The sequence below is a fragment of the Psychrobacter sp. M4 genome, from assembly GCF_055699795.1.
On record NZ_CM146740.1, the window covers coordinates 175,060 to 185,826 of the forward strand.

General features: G+C 36.9%; 6 protein-coding genes. All 6 read left to right on the forward strand.

Features of this window, described 5'->3' with window-relative positions:
* Positions 1-179 precede the first annotated feature (179 nt).
* The 6 genes from wecB (at position 180) to ACR63N_RS00775 (ending at position 10,763) form a co-directional block, all read left to right on the forward strand.
* Complete coding sequence (gene wecB / locus ACR63N_RS00750) at positions 180-1,328, forward strand: non-hydrolyzing UDP-N-acetylglucosamine 2-epimerase (RefSeq protein WP_472782313.1); 1,149 nt, start codon at positions 180-182, stop codon at positions 1,326-1,328.
* A 35-nt stretch (positions 1,329-1,363) separates the two neighbouring features.
* Positions 1,364-2,608 carry a UDP-N-acetyl-D-mannosamine dehydrogenase gene (wecC, locus tag ACR63N_RS00755; protein WP_472782314.1) on the forward strand — a complete coding sequence of 415 codons (1,245 nt, stop codon included), beginning with the start codon at positions 1,364-1,366 and terminating at the stop codon, positions 2,606-2,608.
* 32 nt (positions 2,609-2,640) lie between these two features.
* Complete coding sequence (locus tag ACR63N_RS00760; RefSeq protein WP_472782315.1) at positions 2,641-4,923, forward strand: glycosyltransferase family 4 protein; 2,283 nt, start codon at positions 2,641-2,643, stop codon at positions 4,921-4,923.
* Positions 4,924-4,937: 14 nt separating this feature from the next.
* Positions 4,938-6,944: a heparinase II/III family protein gene (locus tag ACR63N_RS00765; protein WP_472782316.1), complete on the forward strand. Its 2,007-nt coding sequence runs from the start codon at positions 4,938-4,940 to the stop codon at positions 6,942-6,944.
* A gap of 212 nt (positions 6,945-7,156) precedes the next feature.
* The gene (locus ACR63N_RS00770) at positions 7,157-8,152 is read left to right on the forward strand and encodes a hypothetical protein (protein WP_367104941.1); all 996 of its coding nucleotides are present in this window, start codon (positions 7,157-7,159) and stop codon (positions 8,150-8,152) included.
* A 127-nt stretch (positions 8,153-8,279) separates the two neighbouring features.
* Entirely contained in the window at positions 8,280-10,763 is a 2,484-nt protein-coding gene (locus ACR63N_RS00775; RefSeq protein WP_472782317.1) for a glycosyltransferase family 4 protein, read from the forward strand.
* Positions 10,764-10,767: the final 4 nt, after the last annotated feature.

Genomic DNA, 10,767 nt, shown 5'->3' on the forward strand with positions numbered 1-10,767 from the left:
TTTAATTTTTAGGCATTCCTCAAGTATTCAAACTTTAAATACTATTAAGGTAAAAATGCGATAGTTTGCTATTGATACAGACAATAGTAATAGGCATTGGTAAAGTATGAATCTAGATAGCTACAATAAAGAGTTCACGATCTTAACAATCTCCTAATTCCTCTCAAAAAGACTCTGTTATGATAAAAGTATTAAGCATATTCGGTACCCGTCCAGAAGCGATCAAAATGGCACCCGTCATTAAAGCTTTAGAAGCCAATCCAAACATCGAATCTTTAGTCTGCGTGACCGCGCAGCATCGAGAGATGCTCGATCAGGTATTATCTTTATTTGAAATTACTCCAGATTATGATTTAAATATTATGAAATCTGGACAAAGCTTGACTGAAGCTAGCTCACGAATGCTACTTGCGCTTGAACCTATCTTAAAACAGAGCCAACCAGACTTAGTACTAGTACATGGTGATACTTCAACTACCTTATGCGGAGCCATGGCTGCTTTTTATCAACAGATACCTATTGGTCATGTTGAGTCTGGATTGCGTACTTATAATATCTATTCTCCTTGGCCGGAAGAAGCCAATAGACAGCTGACTAGTATCATTACCAAGCTACATTTTGCGCCGACGCAAACCGCTGCCCAGCACCTTTATGATGAACGTAACAATCCCGACTGTATCCATGTAACAGGTAATACGGTCGTTGATGCGCTTTTAGATGTCAAGCATAAGCTTGAGACTGACCAAGCCTTGAGAAATGAGTTACAGCAGCGATTCTCTGCATTAGACTTTACTAAGCGTCGCGTTTTAATCACCGGTCATCGCCGAGAGAATTTCGGTGATGGTTTTGAATCCATTTGCCGAGCTATTAAAGAGCTTGCTGAAAAGTACCCTAATTACGAATTTGTCTACCCTGTTCATTTAAATCCTAATGTTAAAGAGCCTGTCAATAGATTACTAAAAGAGCTCGATAACGTTAAATTAATTGAGCCGCAAGATTATCTACCTTTTGTTTATTTGATGAGTACCAGTCATATTATATTAACTGACTCAGGTGGTATTCAAGAAGAAGCCCCCTCACTTGGTATTCCTGTACTGGTCATGCGTACTACCACTGAACGTCAAGAAGCCGTCGAGGCTGGTACTGTCAAACTTGTGGGTACGCATTGCCCCACTATTGTGACCGAAGTCAGTAATTTAATTGATAATGAAGCCATTTATAAAAAAATGAGTCAGGCACATAATCCATACGGTGATGGGCAAGCCTCAGAGCGTATTGCAGAAACTATTGTTGAATTTTTCAATAAATCAGCTGTTGCAACTAATTAAGAAAATTAACTAGATATTGAGTAAGTGAGATTAAGATGGAAAATATTTGTGTGTTTGGTTTGGGGTATATCGGTCTGCCTACTGCAGCGATGTTTGCGCATCATGGTGCCAATGTCACGGGAGTCGATGTTAATCAACACGCCGTTGATACTATTAATCAAGGCAGAATTCATATCGTTGAGCCGGGTTTAGAAGCGATAGTTAAAAAGGCTGTCGATAATGGTAAGCTTAAAGCCAGCCTAAAACCAGTACACTCAGACGCTTACTTAATCGCCGTACCAACACCGTTTAAAGGTGACGACCATACTCCTGATCTATCCTATATCCAATCTGTTAGCAAAGCGTTAGCTCCTCTACTAGAAAAGGGCGATGTAGTCATCTTGGAATCAACCTCGCCAGTAGGGGCTACCGAACAGATGGTTGAATGGCTCGCTGATGCACGTTCAGACCTGACTTTCCCTAAGTATGATGAACCAGATACTGAGGCCGATATATTCATCGCTTACTGTCCTGAGCGTGTACTACCCGGTAAAGTAGTAGAGGAACTCATCGTCAACGATCGCGTCATCGGTGGTATGACCAAACAATCTACATTAAAAGCTAAAGAAGTGTATCGTCGGTTCGTCACCGGCGAGCTGTTAGAGACTAACTCACGTACTGCCGAGATGGCAAAATTGACTGAAAATGCTTTTCGTGACGTCAACATCGCTTTTGCTAACGAGCTGTCTATGATCTCCGATAAGCTCAATATCAATGTGTGGGAGCTGATCGAGCTTGCCAATCATCATCCGCGCGTCAATATTCTACAGCCTGGAGCTGGTGTCGGTGGTCACTGTATCGCCGTTGATCCTTGGTTTATCGTCAATAAAAACCCTGATGAGGCAAGAATAATCCGTTCGGCTCGTGAGATCAATGACTATAAACCTGAATGGGTGATTGAAAAGATCAACACTGAAGTGGCAAAGCTTAAGTCTGAAGGCATTGAGAAACCAACAGTGGCGCTATTAGGCTTAGCATTCAAACCTAACATTGATGATCTACGTGAGAGCCCTGCAGTTAATATTGCTAAGAAAATGCTCACTAACGCATCTGCTACTGTTTTACTGGTTGAGCCGAATATTGATAAGCTACCTAAAGGCTTGGAATCAGGTAAGCTTGCAACGTTGAAAGAAGCTACAGACAAAGCTGATATTGTAGCTATTTTAGTGGCTCATGATGAGTTTAAAAAAGAAAGTCTACCAAATGATATAAAAGTGATAGACGCTGTTGGTATTATTTAAAGAAAATCATACTAGACTGAAGAGTAATACAAATGAAGAATAAAGAGACAACTAAAGGTGAGTATCAGACTATATCTTATCAATTAGGCAAAGCTCTAATCGATGCAAAAACTGTTGAAGGCGCATTAATACTGCCTTGGAAACTATATAATCTAAGACAAGATGCGAAGAGTCGACGAGCTCAGAAAAAACCAAAGCTAGATTATGGAAAATTTCTTAGAACCAGCTCACCTGATAAATTGCTCATTAAAATCTACGAAAAGCGTGGATTGTTAGGTATTACAGAATTTCTGGAATGGTACGATATTTCAGCAAGAAAAAAGTCTAATATGGTTTACAACAATGCGCTTACAGTGAAGGATCACGATCCCAACTTGTATAGAACATTGATGAAACTGTCTGTTGAATTGAGTGTTAACAAAAGAAATTTAAAAGCTTATGCTTGGAGTAATTATCATCTAAGAGATGCAGAACAACTAGAAGTTGTCATTAAAAAGCTTCTTCAAGAAGGACAAAGAACAGATGACCAAGAATATTTTGAGTTAGCAGATTTGTTTCAGCAAAAGCTGACTACTCTTTCGTCTGAGAAAAGTATAGGAAATCTAGAAGGCTATGATCCCGTCTATGAGAATGGGCTACTAGATTATAAATCTGCTAATTTTAGTGACTTAGTTTTAGAGTTTTACCTTAAGTATGATAAAGAAAAACTGTTACAGTTTATAAAAGCAAACTCATACCACATGGGAAAATCTGATAGAGCTTTTTTGTTAATTAAGATATCAAAAGCTTTATCAGCGCATGACAGAAAGTTAGAAATATACTTCTGTGAAGAAGCTTTAAAGATTGATCAGAGTGAGAAAACTTTGAGAGCTTGTCTATGGGCTTTTCAAAAGAGCCAAGATTTTGGAAAAACAGCTATAATTTTACAAAAGCTTATTCCTATTTTAGAGCAGTCATCAGACCCACAACAACAGACATTGCTAGAAAAAATATACAAATCTCCTGCCTATAGCTTACTCATCGAAAACCACATTCCTAATGAACCTAAGCATACGATAGAGAGTATTCCTAATAGAATCGCTTATGTCCTACATAATAGCTTTCCTTATTCTTCTGGTGGCTATGCTACCAGAGCCTTTGGAATAGCTGAAGGGTTAAAAAGCCATGGTTTTGAAGTCATTAACATTAATCGACCAGGGTTTCCTATTGACATAAAGGATGATCTTAGTGCTGAGGACGTACCTGAAACTGAAGTTATAGAGGGTCATAAATACGTACGCTCGCTATCAACTTCACGTAGAGGCAAGACTCCTTACGATTATATGCTGGAGGCGGCAGACATTCTTGAGAAAAGATTCATAGAATATCGTCCCAAGTACGTCATAGCAGCGTCCAACCATATTACCGCTATTCCTAGCCTGATAGCTGCAAAACGACTAGGTATTCCATTTTATTATGAAGTCCGTGGCCTATGGGAGATTACAAGGGTTTCACGTGAGCCAGAGTTTGAAAAGAAACCTGCTTATACAGTACAGGTACTGCTTGAAACCTTGGCTGCAAAACATGCTACTCATGTCTTTACCTTGACCAATCCTATGATCAACGAGTTGATAAGAAGAGGGGTTGAAGAAGACAGTATTTCGTTAGTGCCTAATTCTTGTTCTCCAGAGAGCCTTATTCCACAAGAGCGTGATATGGAGCTGGTAGAGAAACTAAATATACCAAGTGATGTCCCAGTCATTGGCTATATAGGTACTTTTGTACAATACGAAGGTCTCGACGATTTAGCAGAAGCATGCGCCATTCTTAAATTAAAAGGTGTGCCATTTAGACTATTACTAGTAGGTAATGAAAATGCATCAGGTCAAGAGGTTGGCCCTATCACTGCCAAAATTGGCGAGCTTGCAACGACCTATGGCTTCAATGACTGGCTAATAATGCCCGGACGAATACCGTTTGAGGAAGTCGAGAGTTACTACTCGCTTATAGATATTGCCCCTTTCCCTCGTAAGCCTCAGCCCGTATGTGAGCTGGTGTCACCAATGAAGCCTCTAGAGGCACTAGCTATGAAAAAAGCTGTGTTAGTCTCTAGTGTCCAAGCGCTAAAAGAGATGGTGGTTGAGGAGAAGACTGGACTGGTATTTGAGAAAGGTAATATTAGTGATCTGGCAGATAAATTGCAGTTGTTAATAGATAACAAAGGTCTAAGACAAACTTTGGGTGAGAACGGAAGAGTCTGGGTAGAGGCAGAAAGAAACTGGATCAAGACGACTGAAATCATTAGTAATCAGCTAAAATTAGTTGCTCATAACTAATATCGAGATAAACGATGGAAACACAAACAGATCTAGATCATATCACTTCAATAAGTGAATCTGCCAAAGTAAAAGCTACTTATGATGGGTTTAGAGTCAAGGTAAGTATCTCAACAGACTTTGAGCGAGTAGAATGTGCATGTTATTTATACCTTGATAGTAAAGTTTCTAGTAAAAGTGGTTATAGAAATAACAGCGAACACGTATTTTATTTTAAAAGAAGTAAAACTAATGAACTAGCAGTCAAGGTATTTTTTCGCGACAAAAACAACTCTGAAATAAAAAAAGTCAAATTATTCCCTATATCAATCAAAGACAATTTTAAATATGAGTTTTCTAAAAACTCATTGGACTCTATAACGTTGACTGACTGCGAGATAGTAAATTCTCAGTCTGATGCTATTACGAAATATGAAAAAAAAGGCTTTCAGCCAAGAGGTGATAACATTCCCTATAAGCTAACTTTCCCGATAGGTTGGTTAGATGATCCATTTAAGGATAGAAACTGGATGTTTCAGCTACACGCTTGGCGTATGCTAGATGGCTACCTTAGTCGGGGTAATACAAAAGACCTGAATTATGCTTCTAAGGTTATCAATGATTGGGTGGCTTTTGAAAAAACTCATAAAGATAAGTGGCTTTGGTACGACATGTCTACGGGTTTAAGGGCTTTGAAAATATGCTTTTACCTAAAAAAATGCTCTGATATGGGTATAGACCACAAGATCAAGTCTCTTGATTATTTATTGCATGAACATCTGCGGCATTTGAGCAATCCAAGAGAGCTAAATACGGGTAATCACGGACTATTCCAGTTGCATGGTCTAAAAAGTTTGACTTACCTACTTAACAATTATAGTAAAGGCGCCTATAACGTAGAAAAAAAGAAAATTTATGCAAATGAGCAAATGGCAGAGCTGATAGCTTCACAGTTAGGATCATATGGTGTACATACAGAGCATTCACCAGATTACCATTTCTTCGCTCATAGAAAAATAACCAAAATGATAAAGACTATTTGGTGGTCTGATCTTGGTAAAGAAACCCTAGATTTTCTTGAGTTGGGTCAGTACGCTAGATCATGGTTAGTTTTTCCAAATGATACTTGTGTACCTGTTGGAGATTCAGCTACTAGCAAACCTAAAAGCAACCTCGCACCGTTAGAGAAATGGCCTCATCATACTAAATCAGGTAACTATATTGGAGCTCAAGTTGATGGCTATGCGGTCATTAGATCTATAAAGGAAGTCCCATTGGAAAAATCTTCTTTCTTATTTTTTCAAGGATCCTTTTATAGTTTAGCTCATAAACATTCTGATGATCTGTCATTTATTTTGCAGGAAGATGGCGTAGACTTATTAATTGATTCTGGCAAGTATAGTTACCAAAGGGATAAATATCGAAAGTATTTTTTAAGTACACGTGCTCATAATACGGTTGAAATTGATGGCAAAAGTACGTCTCGTAGTAAAGAAAACGCTTATGGAAATGCCATACTTAGTCAACCCCAGTGCATTGATGATTTCTGGATACTAAAAAGTAGGGCGGAGCATAAGGAAAATAAATATGTTCATGAAAGAACTATAGTTTATAAACCAGGTGTGGATCTTTATGTCATTGATACTATTATTAATAAAAAGATAAGCCTACCAAGGAAAGTAAGTCAGTGGTGGCATTTTGATACAGATACTGAGGTTTTTATTGGCGAAAACAAAGTTATAGTTAGTAACTCTAAAGGTAAAAGTATGAAAATTACCTCGGAATCTTCAGATAAAGCAGTCAATTACTATTATTATAAAGGGTATGATTCAGGAAGTAGTTTAATTGGTTGGATATCTAAAAGTTACCTTAAATATGAACCAACTTCTACCATTAGGATATCTACTATTTTAAAAAAACGTTCAATTATACTAACTCGATTTAAATTAGATAAGGATTTTTCAGAAGAGCCTATACTAAATCTAGTCAATAATAAAGTAGTAGCAAAGTTTCCTAAATTACAAAAAAATATAGATAATTAAATATCATGTTTCAATTAAAGAAAAATTTGTATTACTCTTTAAAAAAAGAAGTTTAAAAAATAATTTTGTACTCACAGTATCCTTATATAACTAACATTACCAAGTTTGCTAGAAGTTAATAATTGTCTACGCTAGTAATAGAGCTATTTTGAAGTACGCTATTTATATTAGAAGACTTATAAGTACTATCTTTACAATTTTGAAGGACTGTTATGTATAATTCGAACATTTCTGTAGATAAGAATGGAAATATAGTTGCAAGTACTGAATATAAGGGACTGGTTGCTTTTTATCTTAAAAAGAATAATGTAGTTGTAGAAAAGAAATTTTACGAGAAGAAGAGTGAATATACTTTCAAAGATAAGTTTAGTAGTGGTATTTTTAGTATAAGGTTCTTTTTCAAGAAAGATGATAATACAATAGTCAAATATGAGACTGACCTGTATCTTTTCAATGCAAAAGACATCTCGTTAGAGAAGGTCAGAGGTAAGGTCATAAAAGAAAAGGAAGATTATAAAATAACTTATTATGATCGTAACTCAAACATTACTTTTGTCACTTTTAATGGTACAAAAACCACTAAGAAAACAATACCCTTTGGTTTGAGTATTGCTATGGTAAATAACTGGAACTTGATATCAGTGGCACAAGATAATGATACTCAATATCAGAGTTTAAGTTTAGAAGAGTTTCATGAAGCAGTAAAACCAGTTATAGCTGACAAAGATGTATATGCTTATGGAGCTTCTTTAGGTGGTTACTGTACTTTATATTTTGGAGGTTGTATAGATGCTACTATTATTGCAGCTTCTCCAAAAAACTCTGCTCATCCTTCTATTGGCAGAGCTAAGTTTAAAAATTTGAAGTTTAATCACAAGAGTTTTGGTGCTATACCAGCTACTAGCAAAAAAGTTTACATTGTATATGACTCGGCTATAGAAACTGATTCAAAGTTTATAAACGAATATATTTCTTTAGCTTATCCGCATCCAGAATTGTTGCCTATAGAGCATGGTACTCATATGGTTTTACAAACTATGCTTAAAGCTGGAGTGTTGAAGCTTTACGTAAATAGTATTGTCGATAAAAGGTATGGGTATAATATTTCTAAGTATATAAGAGCTAAATGTAAGTATTCTCAAGAAGAAAATAAAGAAGCCTTTGATCTTTTAGAAAGTATTGTTAAAGAAAAACTAGAGATACACTAAGTGATTTTTTAATTGGTAATTAAGGTTATAAACTCAAGCTAAATTTGTAAAACAATATAAGTTACCCTTATCTCAAACATCTATTCATTGTATATTTGAACGACTACGTATTATATTAGGTACAAGTATGAAAGAAGCAGAATCGCAAACTAAGGGTTTTGAGATGCAGACAGAGAAGCTAATAAGAACTATCAGTGAAAAAGATGGTTTTATTACTGCGACCTCTGAAAAAATAGATGACTTAAGTTATGCGTTCTATTTATATATTGATGAAATACTTGTTGAGAAGTCCGGTTATGGGTTAGAAGGTGATTTTCGCTTCAAATCTATTCCAACTAGTCTTAATATCTCAGTAAAATTTTTTTATTTAGATAAGTATGACAATAAAACTTCAATTAAAGAAGAAAGATTGTTTGATCCAATATTACTAGAGACGGTACAGCAAAGACTTTTGGAGATATCAGACGAGGAGTTTTTCGAAGAGGGTTTAGATCTTCTACTAAGAGATGAGATTTCTAGCTTAATTACCTTTTTTGAAAGAAAATACCTAGATTTGGATAATAGAAAAAAATCTCGTTTATACGTTCAACTTATAAATTATGCAAAGAAACAAGGTTTCAAAAAAGATAGTCTACAAGTCTTAAGTAAAATTGCAGTATTGTTGAGTGAAGATAGATATACCGTAATGGCTCATGCAGGTATCTGTATAAACAATGGTAGTATTGCAGAAGCTGATAATGCAATCAAAAAACTGCAAAATAGGTATCAGGTTGAAGATAAGACTATAAGTAAACTTGAAGAAAACTTATTATCTATGCTTAAACAACAACTTCAAAAAATTGATACGGGTAGTAGGACGATAAATAGTTTAACGGCTAAGAGTGAAAGACGTGTCAATTCAGATCAAAAAAATAAGAAAGTGTCAAACGTCAAATATGCTGAAGACCAAATTGTTTCTATACTAGAGAAATCTAATGCCAATGAAGTTGTAAAGCTACTGGATAATGAGGTTCTGAGTAATAAAGTTAAAGCAAATCTTGCTCTACAAGCAGCTAAAGTTGTACGTAATTATAGGGACTCGCGTCCAGAAGATTTTAGACATGATACTAATTTGCTAGCATCTTATGCTTATGAGCTTGATAAGAGTGAAAGTACATTACGTAACGTTTATTTTGCTTATCAGCGCACACTTGAGTATGACAAATTAGAAGAAGTTATTGCGCTTTTACGTATGATTGCAGGAGATAACCCAACATCAAGACAACGTAAACTGCTGTGGTCAACGCCTGAGCATCTCATTACTTTAGCTGATCAAGTTCCTGACCGTAGGCAAGCGTTAGCATACGAACCCACTGAAGGTAAGATCTGTTATGTGATCCATAATAGCTTACCTTATTCGAGTGGCGGTTACGCTACCCGCGGGCATGGTCTGCTGACTGCGCTAAATGCTCAAGGATTAGATATCTATGCCATGACACGACCTGGGTATCCGCATGACATTAGCGACATCAAAGTCGAAGAAGTGCTGCCTGCTGATCGTATAGATGATGTCATCTATAAGCGTCTACTATCACCTTCGCGTCGTGACTATTCAAACTATGAATATATATTAAAAGCCGTAGAGAGCTATAAACAGGCTTTTGAAGTCGATAGACCAGCTTTGATTATTGCAGCGTCCAATCATTTAGATGGTCTGCCTGCTATGTTTGCTGCTCGCGAGCTAGGTATTCCCTTTATCTATGAGATACGTGGCTTTTGGGAGATAACACGACTCTCCAAGTACCCTGAGTTTGCACAAGACCCTATGTTTGAGGTAGAAAAACGTCTAGAGGCTGTAGTTGCAGAGTATGCTGATCATATTTTTACCTTAACTCAAGGAATGATAGATGAACTAGAGTCAAGAGGAGTTCACACTCAAGATCGTATTACTCTATTGCCGAACTCATGCAATGTTGAACGTTTTGACCCTATTCCAAAAGATGCAGAATTGGCAGATAAGCTTGATATACCTTTGGATGTGCCTGTCATCGGCTACGTTGGTACCTTGGTAAGTTATGAAGGGCTTGATGATCTTGCTGTGGCTTGCTCTAAACTAAAACAGTTAGGCTATGAGTTTAGACTCTTAATAGTCGGTAATGAGGACGCTACAGGGCAAAGTAAAGGCAGTATCGTCCAACAAATAGAACAAATAGCCGGAGAGACAGGCTTTAAAGATTGGCTGATTATGCCGGGACGGATACCGTTTGAAGAGGTTGAAAGCTATTATTCCTTGATTGATATTGCACCTTTTCCTCGTAAGGCTTGGCCGGTATGTGAGATAGTGCCACCTATGAAAACCCTAGAGGCGCTATCAATGAAAAAGGCGGTACTGGTATCAAGCAATAAAGCTCTGACAGAGATGATAACCCATGATGTGAATGGGCGTATCTTTGAGCGTGGTAATGTAGAGGACTTAGTAGCACAGCTGCAATATTTGCTCGATCATCCAGAGAAATGGTCAGGTTATGGCGAAGCGGGTCGTATATTTGTGGAAAATGAACGTACTTGGCAGCGCACTGCTGAGAAGGCATCTTTAGTAATTGGTGGTATTATGAATACTGCTACTTCATAACTAT

Bases quoted from the DNA above. Each gene is read 5' to 3' on its own strand.
- ACR63N_RS00775 (WP_472782317.1), top strand. From the start codon at position 8,280: ATGAAAGAAGCAGAATCGCAAACTAAGGGTTTTGAGATGCAGACAGAG.
- ACR63N_RS00770 (WP_367104941.1), top strand. From the start codon at position 7,157: ATGTATAATTCGAACATTTCTGTAGATAAGAATGGAAATATAGTTGCA.
- wecB (WP_472782313.1), top strand. From the start codon at position 180: ATGATAAAAGTATTAAGCATATTCGGTACCCGTCCAGAAGCGATCAAA.
- ACR63N_RS00765 (WP_472782316.1), top strand. From the start codon at position 4,938: ATGGAAACACAAACAGATCTAGATCATATCACTTCAATAAGTGAATCT.
- wecC (WP_472782314.1), top strand. From the start codon at position 1,364: ATGGAAAATATTTGTGTGTTTGGTTTGGGGTATATCGGTCTGCCTACT.
- ACR63N_RS00760 (WP_472782315.1), top strand. From the start codon at position 2,641: ATGAAGAATAAAGAGACAACTAAAGGTGAGTATCAGACTATATCTTAT.